This window comes from Ruminococcus sp. 5_1_39BFAA (assembly GCF_964240875.1).
GTDB lineage: Bacteria > Bacillota > Clostridia > Lachnospirales > Lachnospiraceae > Blautia_A.
The window spans coordinates 1-19099 of record NZ_CAXSVO010000034.1 but is presented as its reverse complement, the minus strand read 5'-3'; the positions used below and the strand labels follow the sequence as shown (position 1 = coordinate 19099).

The 19099-nt window shown below is 47.0% G+C and carries 15 protein-coding genes, 1 other RNA gene, 1 riboswitch and 1 other annotated feature; of the genes, 15 read left to right on the top strand and 1 reads right to left on the bottom strand.

Annotation, left to right across the window (positions count from 1 at the left end; all coding sequences use genetic code 11):
- Nucleotides 1–61: 61 nt before the first annotated feature.
- The 12 genes from pckA (at nt 62) to ACESZH_RS20950 (ending at nt 15381) form a co-directional block, all read left to right on the top strand.
- Nucleotides 62–1666, top strand: coding sequence for a phosphoenolpyruvate carboxykinase (ATP) (pckA, locus tag ACESZH_RS21005; protein WP_373218890.1), 1605 nt, complete (start codon nt 62–64; stop codon nt 1664–1666).
- Nucleotides 1667–1820: 154 nt separating this feature from the next.
- A non-coding RNA gene (gene ssrS / locus ACESZH_RS21000) (6S RNA) lies at nt 1821–1998 on the top strand.
- 85 nt (nt 1999–2083) lie between these two features.
- A complete protein-coding gene (locus ACESZH_RS20995; RefSeq protein WP_373218891.1) occupies nt 2084–3145 on the top strand; it encodes an aldose epimerase family protein in 1062 nt (353 codons plus the stop codon).
- Between the two features lie 38 nt (nt 3146–3183).
- Nucleotides 3184–4602, top strand: a complete 1419-nt coding sequence (locus tag ACESZH_RS20990; RefSeq protein WP_373218892.1) for a SpoIID/LytB domain-containing protein — start codon at nt 3184–3186, stop codon at nt 4600–4602.
- Nucleotides 4603–4742: 140 nt separating this feature from the next.
- Entirely contained in the window at nt 4743–5630 is an 888-nt protein-coding gene (locus tag ACESZH_RS20985) for a YihY/virulence factor BrkB family protein (RefSeq protein ID WP_373218893.1), read from the top strand.
- 50 nt (nt 5631–5680) lie between these two features.
- Nucleotides 5681–5901, top strand: a binding site (T-box leader).
- A gap of 243 nt (nt 5902–6144) precedes the next feature.
- Nucleotides 6145–7164 (top strand): phenylalanine--tRNA ligase subunit alpha, encoded by a 1020-nt coding sequence (gene pheS, locus ACESZH_RS20980; RefSeq protein WP_373218907.1) that lies wholly within the window; start codon nt 6145–6147, stop codon nt 7162–7164.
- An 80-nt stretch (nt 7165–7244) separates the two neighbouring features.
- A complete protein-coding gene (pheT, locus tag ACESZH_RS20975) occupies nt 7245–9662 on the top strand; it encodes a phenylalanine--tRNA ligase subunit beta (RefSeq protein ID WP_373218894.1) in 2418 nt (805 codons plus the stop codon).
- Nucleotides 9662–10270, top strand: coding sequence for a histidine phosphatase family protein (locus ACESZH_RS20970; protein ID WP_373218896.1), 609 nt, complete (start codon nt 9662–9664; stop codon nt 10268–10270). Before pheT ends, ACESZH_RS20970 begins: the two co-directional genes overlap by 1 nt.
- A gap of 338 nt (nt 10271–10608) precedes the next feature.
- Nucleotides 10609–12237 (top strand): MotA/TolQ/ExbB proton channel family protein, encoded by a 1629-nt coding sequence (locus tag ACESZH_RS20965; RefSeq protein WP_373218897.1) that lies wholly within the window; start codon nt 10609–10611, stop codon nt 12235–12237.
- A gap of 12 nt (nt 12238–12249) precedes the next feature.
- The gene (locus tag ACESZH_RS20960; RefSeq protein WP_373218898.1) at nt 12250–13212 is read left to right on the top strand and encodes an OmpA family protein; all 963 of its coding nucleotides are present in this window, start codon (nt 12250–12252) and stop codon (nt 13210–13212) included.
- Between the two features lie 224 nt (nt 13213–13436).
- The gene (locus ACESZH_RS20955) at nt 13437–14033 is read left to right on the top strand and encodes an RNA polymerase sigma factor (RefSeq protein WP_373218900.1); all 597 of its coding nucleotides are present in this window, start codon (nt 13437–13439) and stop codon (nt 14031–14033) included.
- Entirely contained in the window at nt 13963–15381 is a 1419-nt protein-coding gene (locus ACESZH_RS20950) for a DUF4367 domain-containing protein (RefSeq protein ID WP_373218901.1), read from the top strand. Before ACESZH_RS20955 ends, ACESZH_RS20950 begins: the two co-directional genes overlap by 71 nt.
- A 73-nt stretch (nt 15382–15454) precedes the next feature.
- Here ACESZH_RS20950 and ACESZH_RS20945 read toward each other — a convergent pair whose 3' ends face one another.
- Nucleotides 15455–16138, bottom strand: coding sequence for an energy-coupled thiamine transporter ThiT (locus tag ACESZH_RS20945; protein ID WP_373218903.1), 684 nt, complete (start codon nt 16136–16138; stop codon nt 15455–15457).
- Nucleotides 16130–16236, bottom strand: a riboswitch (TPP riboswitch). Its footprint overlaps the gene before it by 9 nt.
- A gap of 198 nt (nt 16237–16434) precedes the next feature.
- Between ACESZH_RS20945 and ACESZH_RS20940 the strand changes: the two genes are divergently transcribed.
- The 3 genes from ACESZH_RS20940 to ACESZH_RS20930 are packed head-to-tail and all read left to right on the top strand — an operon-like array spanning nt 16435 to nt 19056.
- Complete coding sequence (locus ACESZH_RS20940) at nt 16435–17211, top strand: ZIP family metal transporter (protein WP_373218904.1); 777 nt, start codon at nt 16435–16437, stop codon at nt 17209–17211.
- Between the two features lie 45 nt (nt 17212–17256).
- The gene (locus ACESZH_RS20935; RefSeq protein WP_373218905.1) at nt 17257–18156 is read left to right on the top strand and encodes a DMT family transporter; all 900 of its coding nucleotides are present in this window, start codon (nt 17257–17259) and stop codon (nt 18154–18156) included.
- Between the two features lie 24 nt (nt 18157–18180).
- Complete coding sequence (locus ACESZH_RS20930; RefSeq protein WP_373218906.1) at nt 18181–19056, top strand: methionyl aminopeptidase; 876 nt, start codon at nt 18181–18183, stop codon at nt 19054–19056.
- Nucleotides 19057–19099: the final 43 nt, after the last annotated feature.

Sequence of the window (19099 nt, the reverse complement as noted above, 5' to 3'; positions counted from 1 at the left end):
ATAATTGATTTGATTTTATATAAGCAACACACACTATTGAAGAAAAGAGGTATAATGTGAGATGGCAGAAATCAATTTAAGCAAGTATGGGATTACTGGAACCAAAGAAATCGTTCACAATCCTTCTTATGAGATGTTATTTGAAGAAGAGACAAAGCCGGATCTGGAAGGTTTCGAAAAAGGTCAGGTAAGTGAACTTGGCGCTGTCAATGTTATGACTGGTATCTATACTGGACGTTCCCCTAAAGACAAATTTATTGTAATGGATGAGAATTCCAAGGATACTGTATGGTGGACTTCTGATGAATACAAGAACGACAACCATCCGGCAAGCCAGGAAACCTGGGATGCTGTAAAGGAAATCGCACTAAAAGAGCTTTCTGATAAGAAACTGTATGTAGTAGATGCATTCTGCGGTGCAAACAAAGATACCCGTATGGCTATCCGTTTCATCGTTGAGGTAGCATGGCAGGCTCACTTTGTTGAGAATATGTTCATTATGCCGACTGCTGAAGAGCTTGAGAACTTTGAGCCGGATTTCGTAGTTTACAATGCTTCCAAGGCAAAAGTTGAGAACTATAAAGAGTTAGGTCTTAACTCTGAGACAGCAGTAGTATTCAACATCACAAGCCGTGAGCAGGTTATCATCAATACATGGTACGGCGGAGAGATGAAGAAAGGTATGTTCTCCATGATGAACTACTATCTGCCGTTAAAGGGCATCGCTTCCATGCACTGCTCCGCAAACACCGATATGAACGGTGAGAACACAGCTATCTTCTTCGGTCTTTCCGGTACAGGTAAGACAACCCTGTCTACAGACCCGAAACGTCTTCTGATCGGTGATGACGAGCACGGCTGGGATGACAACGGCGTATTTAACTTCGAGGGTGGCTGCTATGCAAAGGTTATCAACCTTGACAAAGAGTCTGAGCCGGATATCTACAATGCGATCAAGAGAAACGCTCTTCTTGAGAACGTTACCCTGGATGCAGAAGGCAAGATCGACTTTAACGATAAGAGCGTGACCGAGAACACCCGTGTATCTTATCCGATCGACCATATTGAGAAAATCGTACGTCCTGTTTCCTCTGCACCGGCAGCAAAAGAAGTTATCTTCCTGTCCGCAGATGCATTCGGCGTACTTCCTCCAGTATCTGTTCTGACACCGGAGCAGACCCAGTATTACTTCCTGTCAGGCTTCACTGCTAAGCTTGCTGGTACAGAGCGCGGAATCACCGAGCCTACACCGACCTTCTCCGCTTGCTTCGGACAGGCATTCCTGGAGCTGCATCCGACCAAATATGCAGAGGAACTTGTTAAGAGAATGGAAATGAGCGGCGCGAAAGCATACCTGGTAAATACAGGCTGGAACGGCACTGGAAAACGTATCTCCATCCGTGATACCCGTGGTATCATCGATGCAATCCTCAGCGGAGATATCCTGAAAGCTCCGACCAAGAAGATTCCATACTTCAACTTTGAGGTTCCGACAGAGCTTCCGGGTGTTGATTCTGGTATTCTTGATCCTCGCGATACTTATGCAGATGCTTCTGAGTGGGAAGCAAAAGCTAAGGATCTTGCACAGAGATTCGTTAAGAACTTTGCAAAATATGAAGGAAATGAAGCTGGTAAAGCTCTTGTTTCCGCAGGTCCTCAGTTATAATTATTGCCGCAGGCCAAGCGGTTATTCAACGGGCATCGTCTTTAGACGGTGCCCGCTTTAATTTGTGCATTGTTTGAAAAAGACCTTCAAACAAAATACATTTTATGTTGAAAAAAAGCATATACTAGAGTATAATACATTTTAGAAAAAAGCGAATATCCTGGGATGTACGAGGCCCCTTTTATTTTTGAACCTACAATGACATCAAGGGAATCCAAAATCGCAGACCGGATGTCAGACCTCTCGTCGTGGTAGGCAGAAGACCTGTTGAGGATACCCACCTAGCGGTTAGCTAGGAGTCAAAAGAAAGGGAACGGCATTCTGGGATACTTTAAGCAGATTGCAAATATCTGCATTCTTTATGTAGGCCTGCAGGGGCCTTTTTCTATAGGAAAGATACATATTGGGAGGAAAAAGATGGGTGTTTCAGAAAGAAAGTTTGGAGATTTATCATCAGGGGAACCGGTGAGAATATTTCATCTGGAAAATGAATCCGGCGCATATGCAGAGGTTATGGAATATGGTGCCATACTGGTGAAGCTTTGCGTGCCGGACCGCGATGGAAAGCTGACAGATGTGGTTCTTGGTTATGATGATGTGAAGCAGTATGAAGAAAATGGATGCTTTTTTGGCGCAACAGTAGGCCGCAGCGGGAACCGGATCGCAGGGGCGAAGTTTACCATTTATGGTAAAGAGGTCAGACTGGCTCAGAATGAAAATGATAACAATCTTCACAGCGGGCCTGATGGATTTGAGAAAAAGCTTTGGAATGTACGGGATATTGATGAAGATAAGAATTCTGTAACCTTTTCGCGTATCAGCCCGGATGGCGAGAATGGTTTCCCGGGGGAATTTCAGGTGTCTGTGAAATATGAATTTACCAGTGAAAATGAACTGCGGATTTATTATCGCGGTATCAGTGACCAGGCAACCGCAGCAAATATGACAAACCACTCTTATTTCAATCTGGCAGGAGAGGGCAGCGGCAATGTGCTGGATCAGTATCTTACCATTCACGCAAAAACATATACACCTGTAAAGGACAGCCATTCTATTCCAACAGGAGATTATGCTGCTGTAGAGGGAACGCCTATGGATTTCACAAAGGCGAAAAAAATCGGTGCGGAGATCGAGGCTGATTTTGACCAGTTGAAATACACAGGTGGCTACGATCACAACTATGTGACAGACAATTATGCGAAAGGAAATTGCCGAACTATTGCAAGCGCCTGGAGTGAAGCAACAGGAATCACGATGGATGCTGTTTCGGACTGTCCCTGTGTACAGTTTTATGCCGGAAACTTTGTAGAAGGGGAGAGAGGCAAAAACGGTCATGTTTATAATAAACGGGATGGCTTCTGTCTGGAGACGCAGGTTGAACCAAACGCTGTGAATGTGGAAGAATTCCATTCTCCGATCATTGAAGCCGGAGAGGTGTACACTTCTTTTACAGCATACCGTTTTGGCGTGCGCGGATAAAAATGAAATATTTTCTGGTTTTCTGCATATATATTGATATGAAGAAAACCAGATTTTTTTATGGAAAAAATTTTTGGCTGCTTGTGCTATTGGGATGGCTGCTTCTGTTGAATGCTGCCGCAGAGCTGAACTTGGGAGAAGGCGGACACATAGAGGACAAGCAGGAAAGTCGGCAAGAGAATGCGGCAGATGAGATGTCGGTATCGGAAAGTGAAATGCCGTCTATGGAAGCCGGAACGCCGTCTGGGGAAAGGGAAACGCTGTCCGCGAGCGCAGCAACATCTGCGGAAGACGAGATGCTGTCAGCCGAGAAACAGGCTTCCCGGCAGCAGGATACTGACGGTGTAGAAAATGGTGAGGAAGCACTTGAATCAAAATTTGAGAATCCTGACATCCGTGTGCTTCTGATGGATTCGGACTATAAAACCTACTACCATCCTTCTGTGACAGTGACAGCAAACGGGAAAACCATGACTTTTGATGGGAACAGCCCGGAGTTATCAGACGGTTCGTTGGTTTTGGACGGCAAGGAGGATGGAATCCAGGTTTCCTCTATCAAAAGGATGGAGAATCCACCGATTTACAAAGGAACTCTGGAAATCAGGAAAACGACATCCGGGCTGCTTCTTATTAATGCGCTTCCCTTGGAAACATATTTGGAAGCCGTGGTCCCAAGTGAGATGCCGGCATCCTATGAAATGGAGGCGCTGAAAGCGCAGGCCGTCTGTGCCAGAACATACGCCAGAAAACAGATGGAAGAGGGAAGCCTGGAGGCTGAGTACGGCGCAGATGTGGATGACAGTGTGAATTATCAGGTATACGGAAATTTTTATCCAAAGGAGCAGTCAAGCCAGGCTGTGAAAGAAACGGCAGGACAGGTACTGCGCCAGAATGGGGAACTGATCAATGCCTACTATTTTTCCACCTCCGCAGGTGCCACCAGTACGGATGAAATATGGGGAGCGGACGAGGCGGCGCCTTATCTGAAAAGTGTGTCCTGCAGCTTTGATGCAGAGGAGCCCTGGAGCCGGTGGAGTGTGGAAATTCCGTGGAGTGCCGTAAATGACCGTACTGGCATTCTGGAGGGTTGCTCTGGTGAATTGCTGTCCCTGCAGATTGTAAAAAAGAATCAGAGCGGAGCGGTAACAGGCCTTCTCGTGACAACAGAAGGAGGCAGTTGTCAGCTTTCACAGGAGTATGAGATCCGGCAGCTTCTTTCCCCGCAAGGATGTATGATCACGGAAATGGATGGTACGGAGACAAAGGGCGGAACACTTTTGCCAAGCGCCTATTTTACATTGGACGTGGAGCCGGGAAGCTGCTTTACGGTTACCGGATCCGGATACGGTCACGGCGTGGGAATGAGCCAGACGGCTGCCAATGAGATGGCAAAGGAAGGATATGCGTGGGAAGAAATCCTGAACTATTTCTTTCAAAACATCCAGATAGGTATCTGACCGCGTTATATTGGCAGGACTTGTCATAAATCATATTTCGTGGTATGATACACAAGAAGTCGCATGCTTAGCAGATAATGCGGGATGTGCGGCATTCACGGGATCATAGTATCTGTGAAAATGCAATCAGGAGCAGACGTATGAGTAAAGAGAAAGAAAAGCAAAGTGTTATCCAGCGTCTCATGGGCTTTATGGCACGGGTAAATGGCGACCATGTGGGCGCTTACGCTGCCCAGGCGGCATATTTCCTTATTATGTCGTTTATTCCCTTTCTGCTTTTTTTGACGACCATGATTCGTTACACGCCGCTGACCTACAATATGGTCAGTGATGCCATCCGGGGCTTTGTTCCACACAATCTGCAGAGCTTTGTTCTTATGGTCGTTTCAGAGGTATATGACCGCAGTACGGCAGTGGTACCGATTTCTGCAGTGATGGCACTGTGGTCTGCCGGAAAAGCGATGCAGTCCCTGTCAAATGGGCTGAATACGATCTATCATGTAAAGGAAACACGTAATTGGCTGATCACCAGAATCTATGCAGTATTTTATACCTTGCTGTTTGGGATCGCCGTTATCGCCAGCCTTCTTTTGCTGGTATTAGGAAACCGGATTCAGGTGGTGGCAGCAAAATACGTTCCTGTTTTGGGAAGGCTGATCGGAAGGATCATAGGTGCCAGAACGGTCCTTGTATTTGCTGTACTCTTTTTGATCTTCCTTTTGCTTTACAAGATGCTGCCCAACCGCAAGGCTACGGTGAAAAGTCAGGTTCCCGGAGCGCTTCTTATTGCGGGCGGCTGGTCCGTATTTTCCTATTTCTTTTCTATTTATTTTGAAGTTTTTCCGAACTTCAGCAATATGTACGGAAGTCTGACAGCTCTGATCATGGTAATGCTGTGGCTCTATGTGTGCATGAACCTTGTTCTGTATGGGGCTGAGGTCAATGCGTATTTTGAGAAGGAGTTCCGCATGGCGCAGGCATCCATGAGGGAAATGCTTGCCAGGGAGCATGAGGATAAAAATAAATAGAAGATTTAAGCTTGACAGAAAGGGCAGGATGTGGCATATTATTTAAAGGTGTAAATGCATTGAAGGTGTTTTAGGCTTCTGTTTTCTTACAGAGAGAGGGAGTCACCGGCTGTAAGCTCCCTTAAGTTCAGGCAGTTGCTGAGTTTCCCACCGGAGCTGCGCTTTTGAAATAATAGTAGGAAGCGACGTGAGCTGCGCGTTAAGTAGTCAGAGAGCCTGCCGTTATAAGCAGGAATCAGGGTGGTACCGCGGATTATACTTCGTCCCTTTTATGTGGACGAAGTTTTTTTATTTCATAGGAAAGCACTACATTTTGTTCTGAATACAATCCGGTTTCCTATGAAACAAAAAAAGCCCTGCCAAGGCACGCCTGCGGTGTCCGGGCAGGATCGCACTGCGGCGGAGAGGAATTATGTCGCTAATGCGACCCGCCGCAGGCGGAGAATCCTGCTACGCAGGATTCTTTTCTATTTCAAAAATCACCAATATAAAAAGGAGACAGATAGTTATGGATATGAAAGAAAGACTTCAGGAGCTGGCTGAAAATGCCAGAAAGCGGATTGAAGAATCCGAGGGCCTGGACAAGTTAAATGATGTGCGAGTAGCATATCTCGGAAAAAAAGGTGAGCTGACCGCTATTTTGAAAGGAATGAAGGATGTAACTCCTGAGGAGCGACCGAAGGTTGGACAGCTTGTAAATGAAACAAGATCAAAGATTGAGGAGCTTTTAGAGGAATCTAAGAAGAGACTGGAGGAGGCTATCCGCGAAGAAAAGATGAAGGAAGAGGTCATTGACGTTACCCTTCCGGCTAAAAAAGCAAAGATCGGACACCGTCATCCAAACAGTATTGCCCTGGAAGAGGTTGAGCGTATCTTTATCGGAATGGGCTATGAAGTAGTGGAAGGTCCGGAGGTAGAGTATGCGGATTATAACTTTACAAAGCTGAATATCCCGGAGGACCACCCGGCAAGAGACGAGCAGGATACCTTTTTCATTAACGACTCCATCCTTCTCCGTTCTCAGACCTCCCCGGTACAGGCACGTACCATGGAAAAAGGCAAGCTGCCTATCCGCATGATCGCACCGGGACGTGTATTCCGCTCTGACGAGGTGGATGCCACCCATTCTCCATCCTTCCATCAGATTGAGGGACTTGTAATTGACAAGAATATTACATTTGCAGATCTGAAGGGAACTTTGGAGGAGTTTGCAAAGGAACTGTTCGGACCGGAAACAAAGACAAAATTCAGACCGCATCATTTCCCATTCACAGAGCCAAGCGCAGAAGTGGATGTTTCCTGCTTTAAGTGCGGCGGCAAAGGCTGCCGTTTCTGTAAAGGCTCCGGCTGGATCGAGATTCTTGGCTGCGGCACGGTTCATCCAAATGTGCTCCGCATGTGCGGCATTGATCCGGATGAGTACACAGGCTTTGCATTCGGCGTAGGCCTGGAGCGTATCGCCCTGCTGAAATATGAAATCGATGACATGCGCCTACTCTACGAAAACGACGTACGCTTCCTGAAACAGTTCTAGCAAGTCGAGGAATTAACCTGACTTAGAGCCGAAGGCGAGCGGTTTAGTAACATAAATATGAATGAGAAGAGGATTGAGAAATGAATACTTCATTATCTTGGATTAAAATGTATGTGCCGGATCTGGATGTTTCCGCACAGGAATATACAGATGCCATGACTTTGTCCGGCACAAAGGTGGAAGGATATGAGAAACTGGATGCGGATTTGGAAAATATTGTGATCGGACAGATCACAAAGATCGAGAAGCATCCTGATGCAGATAAACTGATCGTATGCCAGGTGAATCTTGGAAACGAGTCTGTGCAGATCGTCACAGGAGCGCCAAACGTAAAAGAGGGAGATAAGGTTCCGGTTGTTCTGGACGGCGGACGCGTGGCAGGCGGTCATGACGGCAAAAAAACACCGGGCGGAATTAAGATCAAAAAAGGAAAGCTTCGCGGCATAGAATCCTGCGGTATGATGTGTTCTATCGAGGAGTTGGGAAGCAGCCGTGAGATGTACCCGGAAGCACCTGAGCTTGGTATCTACATCTTCCCTGAGGATGCTGTGGTAGGAGAAAATGCCATCAAGGCGCTGGGACTTGACGATGTAGTGTTTGAATATGAGATTACCTCCAACCGTGTAGACTGCTACGGCGTGATCGGTATTGCCAGAGAGGCAGCAGCAACCTTTAACAAAAAATTCTGTCTGCCGGAGGTAAAGGCAACAGGAAATAATGAGAATGCCTCTGATTATATCAAAGTAACGGTTCAGGACACAGACCTTTGCCCGCGTTACTGTGCAAGAGTTGTAAAGAATGTAAAGATCGGCCCGTCCCCCAAATGGATGCAGCGCTGTCTGGCAGCAAACGGAATCCGTCCCATCAACAACCTGGTAGACATTACAAACTATGTGATGGAGGAGTATGGACAGCCCATGCACGCATATGATCTGGATACCATTGAGGATCGTGAGATCATCGTACGCCGTGCTGGAAAGGATGAAAAATTTGTCACTCTGGACGGACAGGAACGTACCATGGATGATTCCGTGCTCATGATCTGTGACGGCAAAAAGCCGGTAGGTATTGCGGGAATCATGGGCGGCGAAAACTCCATGATCACAGACCATGTACAGACTGTACTGTTTGAGGCAGCCTGCTTTAACGGAACCAATATCCGTCTTTCTTCTAAAAAAATCGGTCTTCGTACCGACGCTTCCGGAAAATTTGAAAAAGGTCTTGACCCGAACAACGCAGAGGCAGCAATCAACAGAGCCTGCCAGCTTATGGAAGAGCTTGGAGCAGGTGAAGTAGTAGGCGGTATTGTAGATGTCTGCAGTGAGACAAGAGTGCCTTCCAGAGTAAAATTTGATCCGGAACGCATTAATGCTTTGCTGGGAACAAACCTGACAAAAGAGGAAATGCTTGGATATCTGGCAAGAGTAGAGCTTACCTACGATGAAGAGACAAATGAGATCGTAGCGCCAACCTTCCGTCAGGATATCAACTGCCTGGCTGATGTGGCTGAGGAGGTTGCCAGATTCTTCGGCTATGACAAGATTCCTACAACCCTTCCTACAGGAGAGGCTACCACAGGAAAAATGCCATTTAAGCTGCGCATCGAGAACATTGCAAGAGACATTGCCGAATACTGCGGCTTCTCCGAGGGAATGACATATTCCTTTGAAAGCCCTAAGGTATTCGATAAACTGAGAATCCCGGAAGAAGACGTGCTTCGCAAGGTGATCACCATCAGCAATCCTTTAGGAGAGGACTACAGCATTATGCGTACCAGCACCTTAAACGGTATGCTTACCTCCCTGTCTACCAATTATAATAGAAGAAATAAGGATGTGCGCCTGTACGAGCTTGGAAATGTTTATCTTCCAAAGGAGCTTCCGCTTACTGAGCTTCCGGATGAGAGAACTCAGTTCACCCTTGGTATGTATGGCAATGGAGATTTCTTTGACATGAAGGGCGTGTGCGAGGAATTCTTCGAAAAAATCGGCATGAGAAAGAAAATGACATACGATCCTAACTGCGGCAAGCCATACCTGCATCCAGGCAGACAGGCCAATATGGTATATGAAGGCAAGGTTGTAGGCTATCTGGGCGAAGTTCATCCTATCGTTGCAGATAATTACGGAATCGGCGACCGCGCTTATATTGCCGTGATCGATATCCGTACAGTTCTGGAGTTTGCAAGCTTCAGCCACAAATATACCGGAATCGCAAAATACCCGGCCGTTACCCGTGACCTGAGCCTTGTAGTTCCAAAGGCGGTTCTGGCAGGTCAGATTGAGTCCATGATCGTACAGCGAGGCGGAAAAATCCTGGAAAGCTGCCAGCTCTTTGACATTTACGAGGGAAGCCAGATTCAGAAGGGCTTCAAATCCATGGCGTACTCTGTTGTATTCCGTGCTCATGACAAGACCCTGGAGGAGACCGAGATCACGGCAGCCATGAAGAAAATCTTAAATGGGCTTAACAGCCTTGGAATCGAGCTGAGAAGCTAATGCTGATCTATGTGTTAAGACATGGCGTAACTGAATGGAATCGCCAGAGAAAGGTACAGGGCGCAGTAGATATTCCCCTGGCCCAGGAAGGGATTGACCTTGCCCAAAAAACAGGAGAGGCACTGAAACAGGTACATTTCGACATCTGTTTCACAAGCCCCCTCACCAGGGCAAGGCAGACCGCCGAATACGTGCTTGCCGGACGAAAAATCCCAATCATCCCAGACCGCCGTATCCAGGAAATCGACTTCGGCGTACTGGAGGGTGCCACCTTCAAGGATGCTGCCGGAAATATCGTAACACCTGAAATGGGAACCTTCTTCAATGACCCGCTGAACTTCAAACGTCCCCAAAACGGCGAGAACATCCAGGACATCCTAAAGCGAACAAGAGACTTCTGGAAGGAAAAGACAACAGACCCTTCCCTTTCCGATAAAACCGTCCTTGTGTCCTCCCACGGCTGTGCCGTACGTGCCCTGCTCCAAAACATATACCAGGACCCAACCCATTTCTGGCACGGCTCCGTCCCTCCCAACTGCAGCATCAACGTAGTCGAAATAAAAGACGGAAATGCCAGATTCCTGGAGGAAGATAAAGTTTACGCATAAAAACCCAAAATATGCTATAATACCCCTGTTCAAGGATTTGCCGAATTCATCCGCCATTTCCCCTAAACAGGGGTAATTTTATACATATTACCGGTTAAAGCACTCAAGTTTGTCTCATGCTGCGCAGAAGCCGGGAATCTATCATAATCCTGTCGGCAGACAGAAACCTTATGTCAGACAAGCGGGCCAAAAGGGGGAGCGCGAGGGGGAATGCGCCCTTCGTTCTCTGAGCTTTCCACCTCGCAAATCTTTTCACTTGTACTAAAATAACTATTATGATATCATGATAAAAAAATAAAAATCATCAACATATAAAAATACAAAAGGGGAGGCAGACAATGGGAAAAAAAATAACTAATTCAATATTGTTTGTTGCCGTCCTGGGAGCGGCCACAGCAATCACCCTATATGTCGGCAAGGGGGCAGTGAGCGCCACGATTTATAACTTCGTATTCCTGGCAATCATGGTAGCCATCTACCTGGCAGCAATGTTCGCCGGAATGTTCCGTATGAATAATCTGGGAACCGCATTCAACCGCGCAGTGGAAGAGCTGACATCGCTATTTAAGATACCGGGAAAGACAGATCCCAAAAATCTTTCCTATCTCGACGAGCTGTTTGACGACAAATACCTTGATAAAAAAATGGACAATTTCGCAGACAGTATCAACAACAGCAAGGAAGGAATCGGTGACATCGACGAGTTTATCAACGAAGAAGAAATCGACATCCATATCCACAAACGCCTTTTGGAAATGGTTCCGGACATCTTTACAAGCCTTGGTATCCTTGGCACTTTTGTAGGTCTTGTATGGGGCCTGAAAAATTTCCAGCCCACAGATTACGCTGCTATGACAAACTCTGTGTCAGCCCTTGTAGAAGGTATTAAGGTAGCATTCCTTACCTCTATTTACGGAATCTCCTTCTCCATCATTTATACCATCGGTATGAAGAGCGAATATTCCTATATGACAGAGGGCCTGCAGGCATTTCTGGAGAAATTTCATGCCTATGTGATGCCCACCGCAGAAAACGAATCACGAAACCTTCTTCTGGCAAGCCAAAAGCTTCAGACCAACGCTATGAAGCAGATGGCAGAGCAGTTTTCTGTACAGATGGCAGACAGCTTTGAGAAGGTCATTACACCGACTTTCCAGAAGATGAACGATTCCCTGGATATGCTGGTGGCTTCCGTTACCAGATGCCAGGAGGATGCGATCCGTGATATTTCCAATGAATTCCTGAAGCAGATGAATGAATCCTTCCATTTGCAGTTTCAGGATTTCAACGAAGCTCTGGCACAGCTAAAGACAGCTCAGAAAGAGAATACGGCGTATACCTCCGCCATGTACCAGACCATGAGCCAGCAGCTTACAGATGCCTATGTAAAGCAGGACAAGGCTATAAAAGATATGGTAAAGGAGATGAACGGCCTGCAGACAAGATACATGTCTACAGCGAACCGTATCCTTTCCGAGAATCAGGAGATCCAGAAAATGCAGCAGCAGGATTACCAGCATGTTGTGGATTACCTGAAGGAAGCAGAGAAATCTGCAGCCAAATTCTGGGTTGCCTGCAACCAGGCGATGCAGAAATACGTGGAGACAGCAGCACAGTCTATGGAAAAGACAGCCGGAGCAAGCAGCTTAAGCGCAGAGCTTATCTCTTCAAACAAGCAGATGACAGAGGAATTTGGCGCAAAGATGCAGGAGTTTGCACAGTATCAGCGGCTTTCCTATAAGACGATGGAGCAGGTAAGGCGTCTTCTTACCGATATTTCGGCAGCCAATACAAAGGATGTCTACCTGACCAGTACATACGGCGCAAAGAACGAATCCATGGAAAAGATAGGAAAGCTTCTTACTGAGCAGTCAGCAAGCCAGCAAGCTCTTCTGGAGGACATTTCCAAGAACATGAAAGAGCTTTCCAAAGCGGCACAGAAAGGAAAATTCAGTTTATTTAAATAAAAGGAGAGACAAATGCGCAAAAAGAAAAGATCAGAGGATGGGGGCTTCAATGTATGGCGCTCTTATTCTGATATGATGGCGGGCGTTCTGCTTCTCTTCGTACTGATTATGTGCGTGACACTTTTCCAGGCCCAGAAAAGCTATGACGAGAGTATCAAGGAGCGGGATGAAAAGCTGGAGCTTCAGGCAGAATACACGGCAGAGATCCTGGCACAGCAGAATGCTCTTGATGAAAAAGAGGGGCAGATCAAAACACAGGATGAAAAGCTGGCAGCTCTGGCGCAGCAGCTTGCGGAGCAGGCAGCGAAATTAAAGGAGCAGGAGGCAGTCTTAAGTCAACAGCAGTCGGATCTGGATGAAAAGACAACGCTTTTAAGCCAGCAGCAGGCAAAGATTGACAATATCATCGGCGTAAAGGCCGAGGTAGTGGAATCCCTGCAAAAAGAGTTTAAAAATAACAACGTAAATGTAAATATTGATTCCCAGACAGGCGCACTTACTCTGGATGCCAATGTCATGTTCGACTATGATGAGGCAGAGCTGACAGAGGAAGGACAGCAGGCACTTAGGAGTGTTCTGCCGATTTACTGTAAGGTGCTTCTGGAGGAGAATCATAAGCCTTATCTGGCTGAGATCATTATTGACGGTTATACCGATACAGACGGCGATTACGCCTATAATCTGGAGCTTTCCCAGAGACGTTCCCTGGCGGTGGCACAGTATCTGCTGGAGATACAGTGGGAATTCCTGAGTGATCAGGAGTCATTGGATCTGCAGGATTACCTAACCGTAAACGGACATTCAATGGCAAATCCGATTCTGGATGCAGAGGGAAATGTGGACAAGGATGCTTCCAGGCGAGTGGAGGTAAAATTCCGTCTGAAGGATGATGAGATGATCGATGAGCTGAGCAAGATCATGTCGGCTGCTGAGACTGCGGAAGCAGAGCAGAGCGCCGATGCAGCCCAGAATTAGTTGAATAACGGCACTTGAGGACAGCCTTTGCCTGGCTGTCCTTTTTTGCGCACTGTGTGCAAAAAGGAAAATGTTTGCTCGCGCGATAAAAATTTTGAAAAGCCATGTCAGAAATCAAAGGAACCGGACGTTATATTAGATAGAGCGGCTCAAAGAACAGTGTTCCGGCGGAGTTGTGAGAGAATATTCAAAATTTTGCCGGGCGAAAAAGAGAGGTGAAGGGATTGTTTGGCAGAAGAAAAGGAAGGGCATCAGAGAGGGAGCTGATGGAGGAGCTGTATCATCTTTATGAACAGAAAATGTATGCTGCGGCTTTCAGTATACTTCATAATACAGAACAGGCAGAGGATGCAGTGCAGGATGCCTTTGTTAAAATCGTAAAATATCTGCCGTCCATAGGCAGAGCTGACAGTGAAGACACACGGCATTTGATGCTGCGGGTATTAAAAACAACAGCCATTGACCAATACCGTAGGAATCACAGAGAAGCAGAGCGGACGGTGTCTGAGGAATGTCTGGAGGACAAAAAGATTGCGGTATTTCCTATGTATGCGGTAGAAGACAGAGAGTATCTTGGAGGACTTTTAGGAGGGCTTCCGGAAACATATCTGGAAGTGATCAAGCTTCGATGTTACTATGGCTTTTCTGTCCGGGAAACGTCAGATATCCTGGGAGTATCCCAGGATGTGGTATCCAAGCGGCTGGAACGGGCGCGGAAATTGATTTTGGAGAGAGCAGGAGATGATGAATATGAAGAAAATAGACAGGGAAAAAAGATTAATGGCAAATCTGGGCGAGTTCGTTCAGGAGGAACAGTGTGAATACAGGGAAGCGGAACATATTTTTTCTGATAGGTATGAGAGAAGAAAAAAACGTCTTTTAAACAGTCTGGAATCTCCGGTTGAAAAAAGATGGAGAATGTCGCGTCCGGCGGCAGCCTGTGCCTGCCTTGCGCTGGCAGCGGCTCTCTCAGGAAGTGTTTATGCTGCTGTAAAACTGCTTCACACGGAAGTGGCATACGACAAGGACAGCGGAAAAGCAACAGTGACAAGAGAACTGACAGACGATGCGTATATTCCGCCCATCCGGATCACGCCGGAATATCTGCCGGATGGATATGAGGAGTGGGAAGAAGGCAAGTACTCCTACGAAGGGGAATATGCGGGCACAGGGCTTTCCATACTCGATGTGAGCGGGACGAAGATTGAGTATATCAGAGACGCAGGCAGCTATGAGACGAAGGAACTGGATGGAAAAACAGCATATATATTTACAAGAGAAGGTTATGAATATTCTCATATTGTATTCCTTGCCTATGAGGATACCGGACATACTGTGATGATTTACGCAAGCCAGGATATCTCCATGGAAGAGCTGATTAAAGTATGTGAAAATATGGCGATTACCGAGGTTCCCGAGGAGGACCCGGATCACACTTTCAAGGCATATACTTATGATCCGCTGGAAGAGGAGGGAATAGATCACGAAGCGGCTGCCGTGCAGGAAAGCAGCGTTATCCATATGGGCGAAAGCTTCCAGGAAATTTTTACAGGCGATAGTGACGCGGATATCCGGGTGACCATCACAGACATGAAGATAAGTGACAAGGTGGATATGAGCAAGCTGAATGAAAATACCACCTCGGATTATGAGGAGACATTGGAGTTTTTGGGCGAAGACGGAGTTCTGCCGGATTATACATTCACCGCATCGTACTGGGACAGTGCGGAGGAGGGTCTGGTGAACAAGGAGATTGGGATCTACCCTGTAAAATACGTGGAGGTGACAGCAGTCCTGGAAAATCTGAGCGGTACGGATGCGGACGATGTGAATGTCCAGCCGCAGTTTCTCAATCTGAGTAAACTGGACGATGGAAGCGGGTACGAGGTTAAAAAATGGGAGGAAAGCATGGTGGATATGAATGAAGACTACCGGGGCTGCAGCTCTTATAAGCTGGCATGCGATAATGTGGCCTTTTACTTTGACGCATCCGCATACCCGGGAGAGCCGCACTTTTATAATACATCCCTTGCGACGGGAGAGACAAAGACTGTTCATATGGGTTTTGCCGTTCCTGAGCCTGCGCTTAAGAATCTGTGTCTGGGATACGACAGAGATTCGGATCAACCCAAATACGTAAAACTTGAAGCAACAGAAGAAACGGACTGAAAAATACAGCCGCCGGTCAAGGGTACCGGCGGCTGTTCAGGGCTTTGGCTTAAAACATTTTAAAATTTCAAGATCAGTGGGCAGTTGTAAGTGCTCCGGATGTTTTCTTTATCTGATCCAAAGCTTTTGAGACTGCCGGGATGGAAATGACGATCAGAGTCAGAACGCCCTCCATAAGAATATAGCTGTAATTATAGATAATAGGATATAAAGCTGCTAAGGACTGCGGGAAATTCTCCGGCATATAGTCCATCCAATAGAGATATCCGCCCAGTGCATGGAAAGCGCCTCTGGCGATAATAGCTGCTATGTAAGCCTTCTGAAGGCCATGCTTTTTTGCTTTGGAAAAGAAACCGGCAATTCCCATAGCGCCGAAGGCCAGGATATAATCGCAGCATACCTGGAAAAAGGACAGCACATACGGCTCCTGAAGAAACTGGAAAATTCCATACACAAGTCCTGTGAGGATTCCGACCTTAGGTCCATACCAGTATCCCACCAGCACGATAAACAGCATGCTGAACAGAGTGACAGAGCCACCGAAGGGCAGCTTGAAAATTTTGATGTACGAGGTAACATAGGCAAGCGCCAGTGCTACGGCACAGATTGCAAGCTGCTGTGTGGTAAGCTTTACTGTTTTGCTTGTTTTGTTGAGAAGAATTGCGACAATGGCTATGAGAATGATAACCGCCGCAGCGGAAACCACATAGCCAGCAGTTGTGAGACCGCCATCGGCAGTCACGAGTAGATTCATCATTTTTTTCCTCCTTACGTTGGCATTATCCAAATCAAGTTAAAAGGTCGAAGCCCCTGCTTCCTCTCAGCCTGTGTACACAAGCTCCCTTGGTTCAGTGCATTAGTATAGCACAGTATGTAAAGAAGAGCAAGTAAAACATGGAAAAGAAGATATTACCATTCATAGTAACGAGAAGATTGGCAGATGAGATTTTTTTGCATAAATTAAGAATAGCAGTGTCATTTTAAGAAAAATTGTGCTATGATATCTGTGGCTTTGCTGAACGGAAAGCCTATATGAATTGAGAGGTTGACAGTATGGAGATATTGTTCGGATTAATGATTCCGTTTATAGGAACGACACTGGGTTCTGCCTGTGTATTCTTTATGAAAAATGAATTAAAGCCATTGGTACAGAAAGCTTTTCTTGGTTTTGCCTCCGGCGTTATGGTGGCTGCCTCGGTATGGTCCCTTCTGATTCCGGCTATGGATATGAGCGAGGGGATGGGAAAATTCGCTTTTGTTCCTGCTGCTGTGGGATTTTTGCTGGGAATTGCGTTTTTGCTGTTTATGGATAAAAATGTGCCGCATCAGCATCTTGGATGTGAGGAGCATGAAGGCCCCCAATGCACGCTAAAAAAAAATACAATGCTTGTCCTTGCTGTGACCCTGCATAATATTCCGGAAGGACTTTCGGCAGGGGCAGTTTTTGCCGGGGTTACTACGGGAAACCAGATGGTTACGCTGGCCGGAGCTTTTGCTCTGTCAATTGGAATTGCGATTCAGAACTTTCCCGAAGGTGCTATCATATCCATGCCTCTGAGAGCTGGCGGTGCGACCAGGGGAAAAGCTTTTCTGTACGGCGCTGCTTCCGGCGCGGTGGAGCCTGTGGCGGGAGCTTTGACGCTGCTTCTGGCAGAACATATTACACCGGTGCTTCCATACCTTTTGTCATTCGCAGCCGGAGCCATGCTCTATGTGGTAGTGGAAGAGCTGATCCCTGAGGCGAGCGAGGGAGAGCACAGCAATGTGGCAACCATTGCTTTTGCGGCGGGGTTTGTGCTGATGATGATTCTGGATGTGACATTGGGATGACCTGTCGCATGTTATGAAATGACTGGGAATAGGAGAAGACTTAAGATGAAACGTTTGGCACCTGTGTTTATATTGATCGCGGGGACTTTGTGGGGGATTATGGGTATCTTTGTGCGGACTCTGGGAACCTACGGATTTACCTCTATTCAGATCGCGTCCATGAGGATCATTGGAGGGGCTGTTTTATTTGCTGTGATCACGGCAGTGACAGACAGAGAGAAGCTGAAGATCTGTGTGAAAGATATGGTCTGGTTTCTGGGAATGGGCATTGGCAGTATCCTGATGTTTACGGTCTGCTATTTTACCACAATGTCCATCTCATCCCTTTCCGTAGCCGCGATTCTGCTCTATACGGCGCCTGTTATGGTGATGCTTATGTCGCTGGTGCTGTTTCATGAAAAAATGACGGGGAAAAAATTTGCGGCTCTTATTATGGCTTTTGCAGGCTGTGTCCTTGTATCCGGGCTGGGAGGAGATATGCGGCTGTCAGCAGGAGCGCTTGGACTGGGGCTTTTATCCGGGTTTGGATACGGACTTTACAGCATTTTGGGAACTTATGTACTGAAAAAATATAACCCCCTTACCGTTACCACCTATGCATTTCTGTGCGGAGGCGTGGGAGCGCTTTTGGTCTGTAAGCCGGGGGATATTATCGGGAAGATTTCTGCTGCACAGGACAGAGGAAGGCTTGTGCTCCTGATTTTTCTCACCGCTTTTGTGACGGCTGTTCTGCCCTATCTTTTTTATACAATAGGGCTGTCATATGTAAAGGCAAGCTCGGCGTCCATAATGGCTTCCGTAGAGCCTGTTGTGGCAACCTTTGCCGGCGTGGTGGTTTTCCATGAAGATATGACGCCTGCATCGATGACCGGAATCTTGCTTGTAATCGCGGCAATCACGGTCTTGAATCTTCCTGCAGGGAAAAGAAAGGCAGAAGCTGTCTAATACTTTGAAAAAGGAGATAGAAAAATGTCGGTTAAAATTGGAAGAAACGATCCGTGCTGGTGCGGAAGCGGAAAAAAGTATAAAAAATGCCATGAGGCTTTTGACGAAAAGCTGGAGAGGCTTCGCCAACAGGGATTTCCGGTGCTGGACCATAAACTGATCAAAACCCCGGAGCAGATTGAAAAAATTAAGGAAAGCTGCAAGATCAATGTTGCTGTCTTAGATTATGTGGCAGAGCATATCGGTCCCGGTGTTTCCACGGCGGAGATCGACAGATGGGTGCATGAGGAGACAGTGCGCCACGGAGGAATTCCTGCGCCGCTGAATTACGAGGGATTTCCCAAGAGTGTCTGCACCTCCATCAATGAGGTGGTGTGCCATGGCATCCCTTCCGAGGAAGAGATTTTAAAGGAAGGGGATATTGTAAACGTGGATGTATCCACAATTTACAATGGCTATTTCTCAGATTCCTCTCGTATGTTCTGTATCGGGGAGGTGAGCCCGGAGAAGAAGCGGCTGGTGCAGGTGACCAAGGAATGCGTGGAGATCGGAATATCAAAGGTGAAACCCTGGGAACCCATCGGCAACATGGGACATGCTGTCCATGCCCATGCAGTTGAAAACGGCTATACGGTTGTAAGAGAGATTGGCGGACACGGCGTTGGGCTGGAGTTTCATGAGGACCCCTGGGTCAGTTATACTTCAGAGGAAAACAGCGGTGTGATCATGGTTCCCGGAATGATGTTTACCATTGAGCCAATGGTGAACATGGGAAGTGATGAGATTTATACCGATGAGGAAGACGAATGGACAGTCCGCACAGAAGACGGCCTGCCGTCAGCTCAGTGGGAGGTGACCGTAGTTGTGACAGAGAACGGCTGCGAGGTTATCTGCTGGTAAGTGCGAAAAAAGAAAAAAATCCTTGCATTGTGCAGGTTTCTAT

Excerpts from the sequence above, each read along its gene's own strand:
- pckA (WP_373218890.1), top strand. The coding sequence starts at position 62 with ATGGCAGAAATCAATTTAAGCAAGTATGGGATTACTGGAACCAAAGAA.
- ACESZH_RS20995 (WP_373218891.1), top strand. The coding sequence starts at position 2,084 with ATGGGTGTTTCAGAAAGAAAGTTTGGAGATTTATCATCAGGGGAACCG.
- ACESZH_RS20990 (WP_373218892.1), top strand. The coding sequence starts at position 3,184 with ATGAAGAAAACCAGATTTTTTTATGGAAAAAATTTTTGGCTGCTTGTG.
- ACESZH_RS20985 (WP_373218893.1), top strand. The coding sequence starts at position 4,743 with ATGAGTAAAGAGAAAGAAAAGCAAAGTGTTATCCAGCGTCTCATGGGC.
- pheS (WP_373218907.1), top strand. The coding sequence starts at position 6,145 with ATGAAAGAAAGACTTCAGGAGCTGGCTGAAAATGCCAGAAAGCGGATT.
- pheT (WP_373218894.1), top strand. The coding sequence starts at position 7,245 with ATGAATACTTCATTATCTTGGATTAAAATGTATGTGCCGGATCTGGAT.
- ACESZH_RS20970 (WP_373218896.1), top strand. The coding sequence starts at position 9,662 with ATGCTGATCTATGTGTTAAGACATGGCGTAACTGAATGGAATCGCCAG.
- ACESZH_RS20965 (WP_373218897.1), top strand. The coding sequence starts at position 10,609 with ATGGGAAAAAAAATAACTAATTCAATATTGTTTGTTGCCGTCCTGGGA.
- ACESZH_RS20960 (WP_373218898.1), top strand. The coding sequence starts at position 12,250 with ATGCGCAAAAAGAAAAGATCAGAGGATGGGGGCTTCAATGTATGGCGC.
- ACESZH_RS20950 (WP_373218901.1), top strand. The coding sequence starts at position 13,963 with ATGAAGAAAATAGACAGGGAAAAAAGATTAATGGCAAATCTGGGCGAG.
- ACESZH_RS20945 (WP_373218903.1), bottom strand. The coding sequence starts at position 16,138 with ATGATGAATCTACTCGTGACTGCCGATGGCGGTCTCACAACTGCTGGC.
- ACESZH_RS20940 (WP_373218904.1), top strand. The coding sequence starts at position 16,435 with ATGGAGATATTGTTCGGATTAATGATTCCGTTTATAGGAACGACACTG.
- ACESZH_RS20935 (WP_373218905.1), top strand. The coding sequence starts at position 17,257 with ATGAAACGTTTGGCACCTGTGTTTATATTGATCGCGGGGACTTTGTGG.
- ACESZH_RS20930 (WP_373218906.1), top strand. The coding sequence starts at position 18,181 with ATGTCGGTTAAAATTGGAAGAAACGATCCGTGCTGGTGCGGAAGCGGA.